This is a genomic window from Acinetobacter yuyunsongii, from assembly GCF_041021915.1.
Taxonomy (GTDB): Bacteria; Pseudomonadota; Gammaproteobacteria; order Pseudomonadales; family Moraxellaceae; genus Acinetobacter.
In genome coordinates this window covers 1,942,509-1,959,787 of record NZ_CP157435.1, presented here as the reverse complement: position 1 = coordinate 1,959,787, position 17,279 = coordinate 1,942,509, and the positions used below count along the sequence as shown (strand labels likewise).

At 36.7% G+C, this 17,279-nt stretch carries 16 protein-coding genes; 8 read left to right on the top strand and 8 right to left on the bottom strand.

What is annotated here, in order from left to right; genetic code table 11:
* Nucleotides 1-3: 3 nt before the first annotated feature.
* The 4 genes from ABLB98_RS09450 to ABLB98_RS09435 are packed head-to-tail and all read right to left on the bottom strand — an operon-like array spanning nucleotide 4 to nucleotide 4,919.
* Nucleotides 4-1,116, bottom strand: coding sequence for an ABC transporter permease (locus tag ABLB98_RS09450; RefSeq protein WP_348882125.1), 1,113 nt, complete (start codon nucleotides 1,114-1,116; stop codon nucleotides 4-6).
* Entirely contained in the window at nucleotides 1,113-2,243 is a 1,131-nt protein-coding gene (locus tag ABLB98_RS09445; protein WP_348882124.1) for an ABC transporter permease, read from the bottom strand. Before ABLB98_RS09445 ends, ABLB98_RS09450 begins: the two co-directional genes overlap by 4 nt.
* A 3-nt stretch (nucleotides 2,244-2,246) precedes the next feature.
* A complete protein-coding gene (locus ABLB98_RS09440) occupies nucleotides 2,247-3,410 on the bottom strand; it encodes an efflux RND transporter periplasmic adaptor subunit (protein WP_348882122.1) in 1,164 nt (387 codons plus the stop codon).
* A 12-nt stretch (nucleotides 3,411-3,422) separates the two neighbouring features.
* Nucleotides 3,423-4,919 (bottom strand): TolC family protein, encoded by a 1,497-nt coding sequence (locus tag ABLB98_RS09435; RefSeq protein WP_348882121.1) that lies wholly within the window; start codon nucleotides 4,917-4,919, stop codon nucleotides 3,423-3,425.
* A gap of 325 nt (nucleotides 4,920-5,244) precedes the next feature.
* Between ABLB98_RS09435 and serC the strand changes: the two genes are divergently transcribed.
* On the top strand, nucleotides 5,245-6,324 hold the full coding sequence (gene serC, locus ABLB98_RS09430; protein WP_348882120.1) for a 3-phosphoserine/phosphohydroxythreonine transaminase: 1,080 nt from the start codon (nucleotides 5,245-5,247) through the stop codon (nucleotides 6,322-6,324).
* Nucleotides 6,325-6,397: 73 nt separating this feature from the next.
* Here the strand turns inward: serC and ABLB98_RS09425 are convergent, their stop codons facing one another.
* Entirely contained in the window at nucleotides 6,398-6,541 is a 144-nt protein-coding gene (locus ABLB98_RS09425; RefSeq protein WP_171287519.1) for a hypothetical protein, read from the bottom strand.
* Nucleotides 6,542-6,577: 36 nt separating this feature from the next.
* A complete protein-coding gene (locus ABLB98_RS09420) occupies nucleotides 6,578-7,516 on the bottom strand; it encodes a hypothetical protein (protein WP_348882118.1) in 939 nt (312 codons plus the stop codon).
* A 221-nt stretch (nucleotides 7,517-7,737) separates the two neighbouring features.
* Here ABLB98_RS09420 and ABLB98_RS09415 point away from each other — a divergent pair, with 221 nt between their 5' ends.
* Nucleotides 7,738-8,208, top strand: a complete 471-nt coding sequence (locus ABLB98_RS09415; RefSeq protein ID WP_005161301.1) for a YaiI/YqxD family protein — start codon at nucleotides 7,738-7,740, stop codon at nucleotides 8,206-8,208.
* Nucleotides 8,209-8,215: 7 nt separating this feature from the next.
* Entirely contained in the window at nucleotides 8,216-9,109 is an 894-nt protein-coding gene (locus ABLB98_RS09410; protein ID WP_348882116.1) for an EamA family transporter, read from the top strand.
* Nucleotides 9,110-9,126: 17 nt separating this feature from the next.
* Here ABLB98_RS09410 and ABLB98_RS09405 read toward each other — a convergent pair whose 3' ends face one another.
* Nucleotides 9,127-9,714 (bottom strand): PilZ domain-containing protein, encoded by a 588-nt coding sequence (locus ABLB98_RS09405; RefSeq protein ID WP_348882114.1) that lies wholly within the window; start codon nucleotides 9,712-9,714, stop codon nucleotides 9,127-9,129.
* Nucleotides 9,715-9,739: 25 nt separating this feature from the next.
* Between ABLB98_RS09405 and ABLB98_RS09400 the strand changes: the two genes are divergently transcribed.
* The 3 genes from ABLB98_RS09400 to ABLB98_RS09390 all read left to right on the top strand — a co-directional run bounded on the left by ABLB98_RS09400 (nucleotide 9,740) and on the right by ABLB98_RS09390 (nucleotide 14,168).
* Nucleotides 9,740-10,975 (top strand): lipoprotein-releasing ABC transporter permease subunit, encoded by a 1,236-nt coding sequence (locus tag ABLB98_RS09400; RefSeq protein WP_005161293.1) that lies wholly within the window; start codon nucleotides 9,740-9,742, stop codon nucleotides 10,973-10,975.
* A complete protein-coding gene (gene lolD, locus ABLB98_RS09395) occupies nucleotides 10,968-11,654 on the top strand; it encodes a lipoprotein-releasing ABC transporter ATP-binding protein LolD (RefSeq protein WP_050041672.1) in 687 nt (228 codons plus the stop codon). The genes ABLB98_RS09400 and lolD overlap by 8 nt, the downstream gene beginning before the upstream one ends.
* Nucleotides 11,655-11,741: 87 nt before the next feature.
* Nucleotides 11,742-14,168, top strand: a complete 2,427-nt coding sequence (locus ABLB98_RS09390) for a DNA internalization-related competence protein ComEC/Rec2 (RefSeq protein ID WP_348882113.1) — start codon at nucleotides 11,742-11,744, stop codon at nucleotides 14,166-14,168.
* 41 nt (nucleotides 14,169-14,209) lie between these two features.
* Here ABLB98_RS09390 and ABLB98_RS09385 read toward each other — a convergent pair whose 3' ends face one another.
* Nucleotides 14,210-15,160, bottom strand: a complete 951-nt coding sequence (locus ABLB98_RS09385; RefSeq protein WP_348882112.1) for a lysophospholipid acyltransferase family protein — start codon at nucleotides 15,158-15,160, stop codon at nucleotides 14,210-14,212.
* Nucleotides 15,161-15,298: 138 nt separating this feature from the next.
* On the opposite strand from ABLB98_RS09385, the gene sppA reads away from it, so the two are divergent.
* Nucleotides 15,299-16,321 carry a signal peptide peptidase SppA gene (sppA, locus tag ABLB98_RS09380; protein ID WP_087546831.1) on the top strand — a complete coding sequence of 341 codons (1,023 nt, stop codon included), beginning with the start codon at nucleotides 15,299-15,301 and terminating at the stop codon, nucleotides 16,319-16,321.
* Nucleotides 16,322-16,457: 136 nt separating this feature from the next.
* Nucleotides 16,458-17,252 (top strand): alpha/beta hydrolase, encoded by a 795-nt coding sequence (locus ABLB98_RS09375; protein ID WP_336937354.1) that lies wholly within the window; start codon nucleotides 16,458-16,460, stop codon nucleotides 17,250-17,252.
* Nucleotides 17,253-17,279: the final 27 nt, after the last annotated feature.

The following is a 17,279-nucleotide window of genomic DNA, read 5'->3' as shown; positions in this document are numbered from 1 at the left end:
AAGCTAATCTGCTTCCTTTTTTATTGATTTCATCATCACTAACCGATAATAAGAAAGTGCCAGTAAAATTGCAGCTACCGTCGCAAGATAAATCAGTTTTGGCATAACAATAGAGGTGGGTACACCCATCTGATTGAGCTGCACAAACATTTGTACCCCATTGGTAGAGGGTAATATCCATGCAAACCACTGCATCCATTCAGGCATAGCTTGATGTGGCCATGCTGTTCCTGTTAATAGAAACAAAGGCACTGAAGTCACCACAATCAAATGCCCAACTCGTTCAGGCATATCCACCAATGAGCCAACAAGCATTGCTAAACCAATAATACAACTTACATAAATCGGAACAGCGAATAGCATTCCCCAGAAATTACCCCCATGCGGATATTCATATAACCAAAAGGTGAAACCGAATAAATAGAGACAACCTAAACATCCGATGGTTAATATTGTGGCAAAAATCGCAAAAAACTCTGATCGGTTGGCAACCCAACCTTTTTCTCTATAGCTCGCAATCAACATTGCGAGCCCGAGTAATATGGTTTGATGAATAATAAGACTAGATACAGCAGGAAAAATATAGCTGCCATAGCCAGATAATGTATTAAATAGAGGAATCTGATGAATTGATATCTCAGGATGAAATGAAGAAGCTTTGCCAAATTTTTCTAAATATTCTTGTAAACTCGCTTCAATTGAAGTCGCTAGACCAATTCCCACTTCTTTGGTTCGAATGAAATAGGCTGTACTTAGGTAAAGACCGATTCCACCCATTTCGCCGCGTTTCAAACTATTGGTAAGATTTTCGGGTAAAAGTAAAATGCCTTCAGCTTTCTGATTTTTTACGAGTTTCTCAGCCTCCAAGAAATTATCGGTAACTGTTGTGATTCGAATATGTGGACTATTAGCAGCTTGACTAATAATTTTTGAGGTTAAAATACTTTGTTCTTGGTCAACAATCACAATTGGGATATCTGCTGCCGACTGAGCTTTATAAGCAGTAGGATAGAAAAAACTATACATGATTACAGCTGCAATCAATGTGGTAAATACAGAACTATTTGCAACAATATTTTTAAACGTTTGGATGTAATAGAAGCAAAATGATTTCATTGATTTTGCTCCTGAATATTTTTCTTCAATAAACGAATACTTAAACCTAAATAAAGAGCAGAGAAAATAACTAAAATACCAAAAGGAATGAGAGATACGGAAATATCGCTACCGATCACCCATTGCTCAGTTTGTAGTTTTGCATAGGGCGTATAGGGAATAATCATTGACCAGAACTGGGTAAATGCAGGTGCATTGTTCAAGGGTAGGGTAATTCCCGAGAAACTAGGTGATGATCCACCGTAGAGTGCAATAAAACCAAAGGTTTTAGGTAGATCTTTGGTGGCTAATACAACAGTACTGCTGATGACAGCATAAGAAAAATAAAGTAAAAATTGTGCAAGCAAAATTAGGCTGAGCGAGCCTGCAATAAAGTAGCCACGAATATGTGCTAGCCAAAACATCCAGCACCATGTCCACGCACAAAAAATAAAGACATAGGTCAGAATTTTACCTAATAGGCTAGAAATAATGTGTTTTGAGTCAACCCATTTATTCAGGGTTTTCCTTTTAAATTCCTGTCCAATGGCAAAAGCCACACAACAGCAAAGCAGTAGATGTAGCACCGCAGGCACCATGAATGGTTCCAGAAACAGTTCATAGCTCATATTAGGATTATATAGCGTAGAAATCTTAATATTTGGTGTGGGAACATCCAAGTAGGGGATTACATTTGATAAGTAACTCTGTCCCGTATAATCTGCCATACCGTTTAATGTACTCATCAGCATTGCAGAGGAAATGGTATTCCCAATACTAAAAAAAGATTGATTGTGGGCAATACTGATTTGTGCATCTTGTGCTTGTACTAATCTTTGTTCTGCACCATCGGGGATTAAAACGAATCCCCATGCTTCAGTTTTATTAATAAGCTGTTCGGCTTCATCTTGGCTAGTGGTGATGGTTTTTACTTTTAAAGTATGATTGATACTCAGTGCATGAATGACTTTACGGCTCATTTCACTTTGATCTTGATCAATCACAACGATAGGTAAATGCTCAGCTTTACCCGATGCAAACATATTGCCAAAAAGAAGAATCACCAACAAAGGGGCAATAATCGCCATAAAAAAATCAGCTTTATGGCGTTTTAAATAGCGCAACTCCCGAAGCATTACTGCAAACATCGGTTACTTTGCCTCTGCAATGTTAAATAAAACACTCATCCCGACTTTTAGGTCTGGAATCGTTTGTTCTGGTACTAAATGAAATTTGAAGCTACGAATATCATAACCGCCAGTTTGTCTTGTTGTCTTAATCGTTGCAAAATCACCTTCGGCATCAATTTTTTTCACTTTAAAATTTGCTTTACGGTTGAGTGCAGGAATAAAACCTTCCAGAGTTTTGGTTTTATAAATTGAGCTATACATGTCTTCACGGACATTCAAACTTACCCATAAATCATGGTCTTCAATAATGCTTACTACAGGGATGCCTGTCGCGACTAACTCAGTTGGTTTACCGTAAGTTTTAGAAACAGTACCATCAGTCGGTGAATATAGTTTGGTCTCTTCGGTTAAAGCATTGGCTTCTTTTACCGCTGCTTGAGCCATAGCAACTTGTGCATCAGCAGTTGATTTTTGTTGCTCCGTACTGCCTCGTTTAGCGCGTGCGTACTGTTGATAAGCTGCTTCAGCAGTTTCACGTGCCGAAGTTTGGGCGGCTAACATTTCATCACGGCGTTGACGAGAAATGACACCTTGTTGAAATAAATTTTCACCACGTTTATAAGTGGTTGCTGCCAAATCAGCTTGGGTTTTCATTGCTTGCCAGTTGGCGTATAAGGTTTCGATATTCTCTTGTTGAGCACCACGATATACGGTTGAATGAAATGCTGTAGCACTTTGTAAAGCTGCTTGTGCTTGCTCTTTCTTTGCTTCTAATTCGGGACTAACAAAACGAACCAAAGCCTGTCCTTTTTTAACGGGTTGTCCATCAGTGACGTAAAACTCTTCAATACGGCTTGGAACTTTAGTGCTGATATGTACTGTTTCTGCTTCAACGCGACCTTGTAATTCAATGGTCTGAGGTTGATAAGCTTTCCATAGACCAAATGCAATTAAACCGAATAATAAAATAAGGATAATTAACCCAATAAGTTTGGATTTCCCATTTTTAGATGATTTATTCGGTGGAATTTTTTTATTCAAAGGTGCTGTTTCAGTGTCTACTCTTTCTGTATGTTCAATTAGAGAAACTGGTTCAGATGCTGTTTCTTTTGTTTGAGCATCTGTTGTTTGATTGAGTTGATCTGTATCACGTTCTGAATTGGATGATGATGGATTCTGGCTCATAAATTTCTCCAATTAGCGGATATAGTCAGTACGTGTTTGATTAACGTAAAGCTTAAATTCATCAATAGAACCATAGCTTTGTAATAAGGTGGCCAAAGATAAAATATATTTATACGAGTTGAGTGCCATTTCAGTTTTTAAAGCACTTAAAGCATTTTGTGCGTCAATCACTTGCGTTGCAGTGCCCATACCTTCTTTAAATGAGAGTTGTTGAATGCGTAAATTCTCTTGTGCTGCTTTGGTATTCTGGGTAAGTAATTGATGGCTATTTTGCGAAGAATTTAATTCACTATAAGATTTGTATAAAACATTTTCGACTTCTTGTTTTGTCCGTTCAGTCATAAGCTCTGCTGCATATTTTTTGAGCTCTGCGGCACGGATATTCTTATTATTGTCTATACCTGAGAATAAATTGTATTTTGCCATCACACCCACAATCCAATTTTCTTTGCTATCTAAGCCGTATTCTCCAAAAGCAAAAACACTTGGTTTTTTAGAGGCTTGTTGAACTTTCACATTTTCATTGGCCAATTCAGTATCTATTTGTAGTTTTTTAATCAAACTTGAGTTCTGATCATAATTTGCAAGCAATTTATCCAAAGAATGATTCTGAGTTAAATTCACAAAAAGTGGGGTGCTTAGACTGACACTTTCTTTGGTTTGTAATAGATTCTGTAAACTAAATTCGCTCGCTTTTAAATTAGACTGTGCATTTTGGTAAGTACGTTCAGCATTATTGCGTGCAACTTCAAATTGCATACGCTGTCCCTTGTTAATAAAACCTTGTTTTTCAAGTTTTAGCGCATTGTTATAATGTTCTTGCATCGCATTCAAATTAAACAACGCTGACTTGGCTAATTGTTGTTGTAATTGCACATTGAAATAAGCCTGAATCATTTCGAAACGTTGTGTATCCTGCTGTTGTTTTTCACTAATATTTGAGCGTTTTGCTTGAATAGTGGCGATTTGTTTAGCGCTATTAATTTTTCCACCTGTATATAGCGGCATAACCATTGAAACAGAAGTACGAACATCATGATCTTCAATAGTGACATCTAAGTTATTTGGAACTTTATTTAAACCATCGCTAACAACTTGATCAAAACCTTGGCTGACCTGATCGATGACTTCTGGAGGTAATACATTTTGCCATTGAGATAATTTTTCATCGAAACCATTTGTTAATGAATTTTCTAAACGACGTTTACTTGATTCAAGAGGCACGCTCGTTTCACTATGAAATGCATAGGCTCGAGCATTTAAATCAATTCTTGGTAAGCCTAAATTTTTAACAGCTTCCATTTCTAATTGCGATGCTTGCTGTAAGGCTTGTTGCGCTTGAGAACTATACGCATTTTGCACGACATATTGTTCAGCTTGGCTATAACTGAAGGTCTGAGCAAATGATGGTAATGAAAATAGGGTACAACTAATCAGGCTCATATATAGCCTGAGCTGTTTTGGAAACCGTTTGACCTGAAGGCTCGGTCGATCATGTTGTTTCAACATAAGAGCATGTCGCAATTTAATAATATCCTCAGATAGTCTAAATTCTTTTTATAAAATTGAAATATTATGTTCTTAATTAAATAGTTATATCACTTCAATTGGTGTATTGAATTTGTAAAAAATAGAGTTTTTAATCTATAAAGAAGAATGGGATTTAAACTGTGATCAGTGAATAAAATACATCAAAATAATCAAAAGTAGATTAAAAAATTTATATGTTTTTTGCACTAAAATTTAAATATTTACTCGATAAGCTGCTGCAACCTTCGCTAATCTATGATTAAATCCCCATTTCAATTTGTTTCACTTTGACAAGGGAAAACTCATGCGTGCTTATAATTTCTGCGCTGGTCCTGCTGCATTACCTACTGCCGTTTTAGAGAAAGCTCAACAAGAAATGTTGGATTGGCAAGGTAAAGGTTTGTCGATCATGGAAATGAGTCATCGTAGTAGTGACTATGTTGCTGTCGCGGAAAAAGCTGAAGCAGATTTGCGTAAGCTCATGAACATTCCTGAGAACTATAAAGTATTGTTCTTACAAGGTGGGGCATCGCTTCAATTTTCAGCAATTCCTTTAAACTTGCTCGGCAAGAATGCGAAAGCTGATTATATTCATACTGGTATTTGGTCTGAAAAAGCGTTGAAAGAAGCAAAACGTTATGGCGATATTAATGTCGTTGAGGCAGGCACTTTGATTGATGGCAAACATGCAATCACAGAGCAAAATACGTGGAATCTTTCAAGTGATGCTGCTTATGTACATTATGCAGACAATGAAACGATTGGTGGTCTACAATTTGCAGGTGTACCAGACGTTAATGCGCCGTTGGTATGTGACTTTTCTTCAAGCATTTTGTCTGCACCATTAGATGTAAGTAAATTCGGTTTAATTTATGCTGGGGCACAAAAGAATATTGGCCCAGCAGGTTTAACGATCGTTATTGTGCGTGATGATTTATTAGATCAAGCAAAACCTGAAATTCCAAGCATTTTGAAATATTCAGATCAGGCAAAAAATGATTCAATGGTAAATACGCCTGCAACTTATGCTTGGTATTTGTCTGGTTTGGTATTTGAATGGTTACTTGAACAAGGCGGTGTAGACGCAATGCATAAAGTAAACCAAGAAAAAGCAAAATTGCTTTATGGATATATTGATTCTAGTGATTTTTATAATAATCCAATCGCAATTCCAAATCGTTCAATCATGAATGTACCATTTACACTTGCAGATGAAGCACTTGAGAAACTTTTCTTAAAAGAAGCTGAGCAAAGCCATTTGCTTAACTTAGCAGGTCATCGCTCTGTGGGTGGTATGCGTGCAAGTATTTACAATGCTGTGCCTTTAGAAGGGGTACAAGCATTGGTTAATTTCATGGACGAGTTTGCAAAACGTCACGGTTAAGCAATTTATCATCCATAAAATAAAAGCCCTCATGAATGAGGGCTTTTTTATTAACACAATTTAAATCTAAAAATTAAAATAAGCCGATTTGATGAAAAAAGAGTGCTGCTAAAAACATACCAAGTAAAAAAAAGCAAAAAGCACCAATATCAAGTTTAAGACCTTGATCACTCGAATGAATCAAACTGGTGGTTGTCTGTTCTGGTATAATTTTCATTAGAACGCCTAAAAATGCCATTTGTGTGATTTTTTGTCACTTTAGTGCAGTTTTAGCATAAATATTCGCCTGAATCCATAGGTTGCCGCGAATATATTCGCCAATGTTAAAGTTTTTATACAAATCATTTTTTGTTGCAATTCGAATTAAAATTGCAGGTAAATCATCTTCTAAAACTAAAGTCACATCATACAGCGTATATTCATCTTGCATAAATTGCATGGTCGTTTTGCCAACGATATTACCTTGGAACCAAGCTTCATCTTCTTGACCTAATGTTTCACCATACAAATATGCCACCATTTTAGAAAAATCAACGGTCACAGGTTCGTGATCTTCAGGTGTTTGTGGTTGCCAGTCGTTAATCAGCTCTTGTAAGTTTTCTGGTGCAACACCATTATGTTCAGCCAAAATAGCATTTAAAGCACGATGATGTTTAATCGATGCAGGGTCATCAACAATGATTTTCTCATTTTCAGCAACTGCTTCTAATTCATATGCCCAAGCATTAAATTGAACTTGATAAGTTTGATTTTGATCATATTGGCAGTTATTAACACTGAATAAATTATCAAATGCATAAATAACCGTATTTTTATTTAAACTCAGACGTAATACTGCTTGAGTCGCAGAATCACAAGTAATAATACGCTCAATTTGGGCATCATATTTATATGGGCTTTCAAAACTTGGGAATGCTGTTTTTAATGCGCGTGGTTTTTGATTTTCAACCGCAATAATTTGATTGATTGAAATAGACTGACCCTTTGGCCCTTGAATCAACCAAAATGATTGATCCATATCTTGTTCATCTTCACATAAGCCCATAGGCATCACTGGAGCATCAAGTGCCAATCCTAACCATTTGGGAACATCTGTTTCGGGTGTATCAGTCAATAGGTTCCAATGCTCAACATGATTGCCGAAATTTTGATCTTGAATTTTAATAGTTTCAGGACTGTTTTGATTTTTCATAAAGCGTGATGCTAAAAAGATTGAACTTATTCTATTAAATCGAGGGTAACATCCATTTTTCAAGTCTGGATATGTAATTCATTAAAAATTAATTCAAATTTCTGTTTTTGATCTCAAATCTAATCAATGAAATGGATAGCAGCAATTATTCTAATGATGCTAACTCTACTTTTACCGTAATCTGCTACACTATATTTTTATTTTTATGAGCTTGTGCCAACGTGCTGCCATTTAAATTATGGGTAGATGCGGATGCTTTACCTAAAATTTTACGTGAAGTGATTTTACGTGCGTCTGATCGTTATCAGTTAGAAGTTACCTTTGTCGCTAATCAGAATGTTGGGATTACGCCATCTCTACGGATTAATTCGATTCAGGTGATGAGTGGGGCAGATCAAGCAGACAAAGAAATCATTGAGCGTATGCATGAAAATGATATTGTCATTACACAAGATATTCCACTTGCTGCACAAGTCATTGAAAAAGGCGGCATTGCCATTCACCCACGAGGTGAAATTTATACCACTGCCAATGTTAAAGCACGTCTGCATTTACGTGATTTTATGGATACTTTGCGTGGAGCAGGTGTGCAAACAGGTGGCCCACCACCTATTTCTGAACGTGATAAACGTGAATTCTCAAGCTCTTTAGATCAAACTATTTTCAAACAAAAACGCAAAACCGCTTCTTGAGCTAAATATGCCTTCACGAATCAACTTAGTACTGACGTATGGATTATTAGTATTCATTTGGGCAACCACGCCATTGGCAATTGTTTGGAGTGTTACTGATTTACATCCTATGTGGGCTTTGGTATTGCGCTTTTTTATTGCCTTACCTTTGGCGCTTAGCGTGCTATTGCTATTAAAGGTTAAATTCCCGATTCATAAAATTGCGTTATCAAGTTATGTAGCTGGTTCATTAAGCTTGATCGGTTCGCAAATTTTTACTTATGCAGCAACACCTTATTTAAGTTCTGGGTTGATTGCATTGATGTTTGGCTTAGCTCCGATCATGGCTGGGCTGATTGGAAGATTTGGTTTTCAACAAAAGTTAGCGAGTTTACAGTGGTTGGGGATGGGAACCTCAATTATTGGATTAGCGATGATTTGTCTGAATGGCAGTCAAAAGCATGTGCAGCCGATAGGTATTGTTTTAATGCTGATGAGTGTTTTTGCATATTCGCTTTCTATTTTTCTGGTGAAAAAAATCAATGCGGATGTGCAACCGATGGCTCAAGCAACCGGTTCAATTCTGGTTTCAACAATCTTAGCCATATTATTACTCCCTTGGATTTGGCAACATGCACCAACGCACATTCCTTCGACGAAATCATTGTTAGCATTGACTTATACCGTTGTAATGGCTTCGTTAATTGCGATGTTTTGTTATTTTAAGTTGGTACAAAATTTGAAAGCGACCACCTTATCACTGACGACCGTAATGACCCCAATGTTGGCAATACTCATAGGCGCTTACCTCAATCATGAACAGTTGTCTGCACAGGTTTTTGTTGGGGCAAGCATCATTCTATTAGGTTTGTGTCTTTATTTTTATAAAGATTTTAATACCTATCGCCGTTTGAAAATATGAAAAGGACATTTTCATATTTAATTTGGGTTGCTCTCAGTTTGTTGTGATTCTTGAATACTTTCCGCTAATTTGGCACGGTCCTGCGGATGTAGCGTAATAAAATACGCACCAATACGGAATTTACCTTGTTCATCTGCTGAGCTGTAAGCAACTTGAGCAGTTGCTGCGATATGAAAGTAGTTTTCAGGATGACTCAACGTAATATGAATGTAGGTTCCTTCATTAAGGTCTTGTGAGCTAAAGAAGCTCAAACCGTTCTCTGAAAAGTTAACTTGTTCAGGTACTGGTAGTAGGGATTGCACGATATTGTCGTAAAAAGAACCAGTAATCAGATTCAATTTTTGATTGAAAAGGGATAATATGCGAGCAATTTGTTGATCTTTTTCATTTAATTGTTCTAATTCGTAGCGAAATGCATGATCAAATTGATCTAATTCAGCAAGTAGTAGAAAATAGCGTGGCAATACAAAGTGAGAATCATAAGGATCATTCAGCGCAACGTCGTCAGGAATGACTTGATAGTTGATTCTTAACACAGCATCAATACGAGACATCACTCGACGTTCAGAGTTGTCCTCAACAAGCTGATGTTGTGAATTTTCCATAATAAATCACCTCGGACTAAATGGTATGTTTAAGCCAATTTCGCTGTATATAGGGTTGAGATACACTCGTGCTCGGCGAAGTAATCATTTTATTTCTTTTATTGCCTTGGTTTCCATGATTGGTTTAACCCTTGGCGTTGCTGTCCTTATTACAGTACTGTCTGTTATGAACGGTTTTGACCGTGAATTAAAAAATCGTGTTCTTGGAATGGTTCCACAAGCCACAGTTTCTTCTACTCAGATACTAACAGATTGGCCTGAGCTTGTAAAAAGAGTTGAACACCATCCGCATGTGACAGGTGTTGCACCATTTACTCAATTGCAAGGGATGTTAACCGCTCAAGGGCAAGTTGCAGGGATTATGGTGACCGGAATTGAGCCTAAATATGAAAAGAAAGTTTCAATTATCCAAAACCATATGGTCTCAGGTGATTTAAATGCTTTGAAGAAAGGCGAGTTCGGTATTGTTCTAGGCAAGGATATGACCGATGCACTTGGTCTTGGTTTAAATGACAATGTCACCTTAGTTCTGCCTGAAGCAACACCATCACCAGCAGGTGTGGTACCACGTTTTAAACGTTTTAAAGTGGTTGGAATTTTTAGTGTAGGTGCAGAAGTTGATTCGATGGTGGGTTATATCGCCTTAAATGATGCATCAACATTATTGCGTTTGCCTGATGGTGCGCAAGGCGTGCGATTAAAGTTAGATGATATTTTTGCTGCACCATCTGTTGCAGATGATATCGTGAAACAATTACCAAGTAATTTTTACGCATCGAATTGGACGTATACGCACGGTAATCTTTTCAATGCGATTCAGATGGAAAAAACCTTAGTAGGTTTACTTCTTGTTCTGATTATTGTGGTTGCTGCATTTAATATTGTTTCATCTTTAGTAATGGTCGTAACAGATAAAAAATCTGATATTGCGATTCTGCGTACGTTAGGTGCTTCACCGTCCATGATCACTAAAATTTTTATGGTACAAGGCACAGTGATTGGTGTCATTGGAACGATTGCAGGAACAGTGTTAGGTGTAACTTTAGCATTGACCATTAGTGATATTATTTCTTGGTTCAATACTGCTCTAGGTTTGAACTTGTTTGATGCCTATTTTGTTCACTATCTGCCTTCATATCTCAGATGGCAAGATGTTACGGTAATTGTCATTGTTTCATTATTGATGAGCTTTTTGGCGACAATTTATCCTGCATTACGTGCAGCCAAAGTTCAACCTGCTGAGGCATTACGTTATGAGTAAGATCGTCTTAGAAGCCAAAGATATTTATAAACATTTTGATGATGGTAAAAGCAAAGTTGAAGTGATTAAAGGTTTATCACTTCAAGTAAAAGCAGGCGAGTTTGTTTCCATTGTTGGTTCGAGTGGTTCAGGTAAAAGTACGTTATTACATGCGCTTGGTGGTCTAGAGCAACCATCGCAAGGACAAGTCTTTTTGCAAGGTCAGCGTTTTGATAATTTAGGCGAAGCAGAGCGTGGTTATAAACGTAATCAATATCTAGGTTTCGTTTATCAATTTCACCATTTATTGCCTGAGTTTTCTGCTTTAGAAAATGTAGCCATGCCTTTGATGTTACGTCGTGAAAGTAATTATAAGGATGTTAAAAGACAAGCAGAATACCTACTTGATCGTGTCGGTTTATCGCATCGTTTAGATCATAAACCAGGTGAATTATCGGGCGGTGAGCGTCAACGTGTGGCTTTAGCGCGCGCCTTAGTGACGAAACCTGCAGTTGTCTTAGCAGATGAACCAACTGGTAATTTAGATCGTAAAACAGCATTGAGTATTTTTGAATTGCTGACTGATCTCAAAAAAGAGCTGAATATGGCGATGTTAATCGTGACTCATGATGAGCAATTGGCTCAATCAGCAGATTCGATTTTGCATATGCAAGATGGTTTATGGATTGATCCAAAATAATTTATTTTGTTTAATCTCTTGTTAAAGCCCTGAAAACGGGCTTTAATTTTGCGTTCAGAAAAATCAAAAACTTAATTAAAAAATTACATGTTAAAAATTATTTTATTGGGCTGGATTGCTGGTATTGCAATCATGGGATTTCATCTTGATTTTATCGAGCTGACATGGTGGATTTGGTTGGCTATTGCAATCCTGATCTTTAGCTTTGGCATATACAAGAAAGAATTCTATTTTTATCGACCTTTTTATAAAGCACTTATTTTAATCAGTGCAAGCTGGGGATTGTTTACAACAGGATATCATTTTGCAGATTCCGCATTAGAACAACGACTGCAATTAAAAGAGTTTGAATCACAATCCTATGAAGCAATTGTTTATATTAAAAATATAGATGAATTGAGTGATGATGGTCATAAACAAATTGCTGAAGTGCTTAATCGACATAAGCAATCTGTCAACTGGTTACTTTATTTAAAACAAGACAAATATCTGTTAAATCAGAAGCAAAGCTTAGAGTTGGGTCATTATTATCGAGTTTATGGTCAGATTAAACCAGTGCATAGTTATGCTGTTGCGGGTGCATTTGATCAGGAAAAATGGTTTTTGCAGCAAAATATAATGTCTGCATTTTCAGTGCAGTCTATTCAACCTTTAAGCTTTGATGAAATTTACCATTTGGGTTATCAAGGTCACTTAAAGCAACAGCAAAGCTTTTCTGCTAAGTTTTTATTAAGCGTTGAGATGAAACGCTTAGCATTTCGGCAGATGTTGCAAACTTCTAAGCTTCAGCATAAAGGTTTACTTTTAGCCTTGCTAACAGGTGATGAAAGCCTGTTATCCAACACATTGAAACAACAATTTCAACAGCTTGGAATTTCGCATTTGTTAGCGATTTCTGGTCCACATGTGTTGATCTTTGCATTCATGTTGTCTTGGTTGATACAACGTCTCATACAGCATTACTGCCCACATCTATACTTATGGCAGCCTAGACAAATTTTATTATTATTGCCATTTTTACTCAGTGTTCTGGTCTATGTGGCATTTGTTGGTTTTGAGATTCCAGCGATCAGAACTTTATTGACTGCTTTGCTTGCAAGTATTTTTCTCTTCTTTCGTCAATCGATTCGCCCATTTAGCTTATTGATTTATAGTGCCAGTATATTATTACTTTTTGATCCTTTTAGTATTCTATCCGCTGGTTTTTGGCTGTCATATGGGGCCTGTTTTATTCTACTTAGAGTTTATCAGACCATTGCACAATTACCGCAAGATCAGCCGATTACGTGGACTCAAAAAATATTTTTAGCTGCTAAAGCTTTGGTTGAATCGCAATCTAAGATTTTTATCGCCTTATTACCATTAGTCTTGATTTTCTTTCAGCAAGTTTCTTGGATTGCACCTGTAAGTAACTTAATTGCAATTCCTTTACTTGGCGGTGTCGTTGTGCCATTAGATATTCTGGCTGCATGTATTTGGCTCATCATTCCTGCATTAGGGCAGTTTTTATTTCAAATTAATGATTTTGTATTATCTATATTGATGTCAATTTTAGACATCTTGCAAAATATTGCACCGCATTTATATGGGGTAAGTTATACACCCTTAATGATGGTATCTTTAATCCTTGGTATGCTTATTTTATTTATGCCGAGGGGGACGATTCCTAAAGCTTGGGCATTGATTTGTTTTTTACCTATATGTATAGGTGTAAAGACTCAACCTACGGTTTTAAATATTTTAGATGTTGGACAAGGGCAAGCTGTATTTTTACAACATCCCGAGCAAATCTTTATGATTGATACAGGGGGCTCTTACAATGAAAATAAATTTAGTTTAGGAGAGCGGGTTGTTATTCCATTTATACGGCAACAAGGTGTACGCCACATCGACCATGTAATCTTATCTCATCTTGATCAAGACCATAGTGGTGCTTTTCCTATTATTCAAAAAAACTTTGAAATATCCCAAGTTCAGTCAAATGAATATGACCAAAAAATGCAGTTCAAAAACAATTTCTCATTTTGTCAGCAAGGTCAGCATTGGTCATATGAAAATCTAAAAGTTGAAATTCTATCCCCTAAAGCAGATGAGCTTATTCATGCAAAGGATCAGCAAAATGAGTATTCCTGTGTGGTGTATTTGCAGTTTCTAAATGCCCAGCCTTATCAAAACTTCTTAATCATGGGAGATGCAGGTTGGGAGGCTGAATATAAATTAATGCAACAATATCCCGATTTAAAAGTAGATGTTTTGATCTTGGGACATCACGGGAGTAAACATAGTTCTGCTTATGATTTTTTAGCGACTTTAAAACCGAAACTTGCGATTGCTTCGGCAGGGTTTGATAATCGTTATGGACATCCTAGTCAAGAGTTGAAAAATCGTCTACAGGCGCTACACATTCCATTGTTAACTACGGTTGAAGCAGGAACAATTCGTTTTATTTTTGAAAATGGTCAGGTTGAGCTCAGACAGCAAAGACAACAAATTAAATGGTTGGAAAGAAAATAACTCAAATATTGTAATATTTTCATATCACAATATTTATAGGATTAAAGCTGAGTATTTTCTTGCTGACGCACTTCAGCAACTTTTGCTAAAGCTTCGTTGACATCAATATCATAAATTTTGTGTAAGCTAGGGTTCGCACTGAATCGTTTATAACTCCAGTGATAATGCATTGGAAGACGTTGGATTAAATTTTCCAAAGTCTGATGAATAATAAGCGTACCATCTTCGGCATTGCCTTCATAAATTTGAGGATTGATACGCTCGATATGCATGTCGAATCCACCTTGGTCATTCCTCAAAGCATAAAGGAATAAAGTTCGTGCTTTTGTTTTTTGAATTAACTTTGCGCTTAAACTACTTGATGCCAATGGAATACCAAAATACTTAATCATTTCACCACCGTGATCAGGGGTGTGATCAGGTAGAATAACAGTTGTACCACCTTGTTTTAATGCTTTAAAAATCTGACGAACTCCACTTTCATCAGTGGGTACTAAATTCGCTTGATTACGGCTACGTGCATCACGAACAAAACGATCAGCATCAGGATTTTTCACAGGCTTATAAAGGATGGTCATTTGAGTATGTTTAGATAGCCATGCGTTCATCACTTCCCAAGTACCCAAATGAGGCATAATCAGGACAAGTCCTTTTTTCTCTGCGAAGGCTTCGTGAAAATAATGCTCATTATGAATTTTGTGAATGCGCTGAATATTTTTCTCATTTGAAGCTCCCCAAATGCTCACAAATTCAAAATAAGAGGTTAGTTCATTTTTAATTGCTTGTTTTTTTAATTGATTTATTTCTTGTTGAGATGCTTCAGGGAATGCGATCTGTAAATTTAATTGTATAATTTTTGAGAGTTTAGAAAGCTGGAAACTATTGAGCAATCGTGCAACAAAACCTGCGATAAAACGACCTAATTGAAGTGGTTGATGACTCAGAAATTGTATGAGACGGTAATTACTATTTGTTGATTTGGGGTGTGCCATATATCAAACATTAAAAAAATTACAAGAGGAGAGTATAACGTATAAAATAATTATAAGTTAAAACAAGTTATTTAAACAGTTTTCTATAAATCAGCGTATATAATAAATTCACTTTACAATACATTGGATTGGAATCTTATGTCCGATTGGCCACCAAAACCACAAAATGAACCTACAAATAGCAATAATGTGACAGGCAAAGAATGGCAGATTTTAGAAAAAGCTGTTTTGGCTTCTGTCGAAGAACAACGCCGTAGTCGACGTTGGAGCATCTTTTTTAAATGCTTAGGTTTTGCGTATTTATTAATCGTATTGATCGCAATGAGCAAAGGCTGCTCAACTTCTGTAGAAAAATCAAATACGAATGTCAGCTCTGATCATTTAGCTGTGATTGATATTGTTGGAACTATTGATTCTTCTAGTGGTCAATCTACTGTCAATAGTGAAGACACCAATAAAGCATTAAATCGTGCATTTGAAGCCACTGGCAGTAAAGCGATTGCATTGAATATTAATTCTCCTGGTGGCTCACCCGTGCAATCTGATGAGATTTGGCAAGAGATTCGCTACCTTAAAAAACAACATCCAGATAAAAAAGTCTATGCCGTGATTGGTGATATGGGTGCATCGGGTGCTTACTATATTGCTTCTGCTGCAGATGAGATCATTGTAAACCCATCAAGTTTGGTTGGTTCAATCGGTGTGATTATGCCGAACTATGGTTTGAGTGGTTTAGCGCAAAAACTTGGTGTTGAAGACCGTACTTTAACTTCTGGTAATAATAAAGACATTCTAAGTATGACTAAGCCAATTAATCCAGCGCAACAAGCACATGTGCAAGCTGTTTTAGATAATGTTCATACACATTTTATTAATGCAGTCAAAGAAGGTCGTGGAAAACGATTAAAGTCAAATGATCCTGCGGTATTTTCTGGTCTATTCTGGACGGGTGAACAGGCAATTGCATTAGGTGTTGCAGATCGTAGTGGTAGTATTACAACATTGATGCGCGATCTTAAAGTAGATCAGAAATTAGATTATACTGTTCAACGCAATCCTTTAGAGTCGATTTTAGGACGTATGGGTACAAAGATTGGTGAAGGAATTAGTAGTTCACTTTCTGCACAATTACAAACTCAACAAAATGCAAAAATACAATAATCATCAAGACTAGGCTGTGATCATTCACAGCCTTTTTTATTTTTAAACATAACTGGGCAGTTCTCCCTTTTAAATTGCAAAGCATTTGCAGCGCGAGATAATCGACCAATCAATATATAAATTGAAAGAAACGCTTATGAAACCTTTGATTCATTTTGCACATGCTAATGGTGTTCCATCTAAAGTTTATCAGAAGCTATTTGAGCAGTTAAAAGATCAATATGACATTATTTATGTTGCAGAGATTGGCACTGATAAACGTTATCCAATTACGCATGGGTGGAGGCATTTAGTTGATCAAATCATTGATAGTATCGTGCAACAATCTCAAGGTCGAAAAGTAATTGGCTTGGGACACTCGTTAGGTTCTGTATTAACACTAATGGCATCTTATCGTCGTCCTGAGTTGTTTTCTCAAGTGATTATGCTTGACCCACCATTTATTATAGGTAAAGCATCATTTGCTTTTCATCTTGCTAAAGTTTTTAAACCTAAATTGGTCGATAAAATTACGCCAGCAGGTCTATCTGTACGTCGCCGTGATCATTGGGAGTCTCGTGAACAAGCAGCAGAACTTTTAGGCTCTAGAGGATTTTATCAACACTTTGATGCAGATTGCTTCCAAGCTTATATTCAGCATGCTTTGAGCAATGATCCCTTGAAGGGTGGAGTGACTTTAACCATTCCGAAAGTTGATGAGGTTGCAATGTTTAGAACGACACCATCGATGTGGTGGTTACCTATGCCAAAACCTAGAGTACCTGTTCATTTGGTTGTTGGTCGTGATAGTGTGTTCTTAAAAGAAAAACTTCCTCAAGTTGCTAAACGGAAATTGGGTATTCCTTTTTCAGTTGTTAATGGTGGACATATGTTCCCATTAGAGCATCCGACTGAAACTGTGGAAAAAATTAGAAGTTTGATTAATTTCTAAATGAAACATGTTGATAAGAAAGTATGT

Bases quoted from the DNA above. Each gene is read 5' to 3' on its own strand.
- ABLB98_RS09450 (WP_348882125.1), bottom strand. From the start codon at position 1,116: ATGAAATCATTTTGCTTCTATTACATCCAAACGTTTAAAAATATTGTT.
- ABLB98_RS09445 (WP_348882124.1), bottom strand. From the start codon at position 2,243: ATGTTTGCAGTAATGCTTCGGGAGTTGCGCTATTTAAAACGCCATAAA.
- ABLB98_RS09440 (WP_348882122.1), bottom strand. From the start codon at position 3,410: ATGAGCCAGAATCCATCATCATCCAATTCAGAACGTGATACAGATCAA.
- ABLB98_RS09435 (WP_348882121.1), bottom strand. From the start codon at position 4,919: ATGTTGAAACAACATGATCGACCGAGCCTTCAGGTCAAACGGTTTCCA.
- serC (WP_348882120.1), top strand. From the start codon at position 5,245: ATGCGTGCTTATAATTTCTGCGCTGGTCCTGCTGCATTACCTACTGCC.
- ABLB98_RS09425 (WP_171287519.1), bottom strand. From the start codon at position 6,541: ATGAAAATTATACCAGAACAGACAACCACCAGTTTGATTCATTCGAGT.
- ABLB98_RS09420 (WP_348882118.1), bottom strand. From the start codon at position 7,516: ATGAAAAATCAAAACAGTCCTGAAACTATTAAAATTCAAGATCAAAAT.
- ABLB98_RS09410 (WP_348882116.1), top strand. From the start codon at position 8,216: ATGCCTTCACGAATCAACTTAGTACTGACGTATGGATTATTAGTATTC.
- ABLB98_RS09405 (WP_348882114.1), bottom strand. From the start codon at position 9,714: ATGGAAAATTCACAACATCAGCTTGTTGAGGACAACTCTGAACGTCGA.
- ABLB98_RS09400 (WP_005161293.1), top strand. From the start codon at position 9,740: ATGTTTAAGCCAATTTCGCTGTATATAGGGTTGAGATACACTCGTGCT.
- lolD (WP_050041672.1), top strand. From the start codon at position 10,968: ATGAGTAAGATCGTCTTAGAAGCCAAAGATATTTATAAACATTTTGAT.
- ABLB98_RS09390 (WP_348882113.1), top strand. From the start codon at position 11,742: ATGTTAAAAATTATTTTATTGGGCTGGATTGCTGGTATTGCAATCATG.
- ABLB98_RS09385 (WP_348882112.1), bottom strand. From the start codon at position 15,160: ATGGCACACCCCAAATCAACAAATAGTAATTACCGTCTCATACAATTT.
- sppA (WP_087546831.1), top strand. From the start codon at position 15,299: ATGTCCGATTGGCCACCAAAACCACAAAATGAACCTACAAATAGCAAT.
- ABLB98_RS09375 (WP_336937354.1), top strand. From the start codon at position 16,458: ATGAAACCTTTGATTCATTTTGCACATGCTAATGGTGTTCCATCTAAA.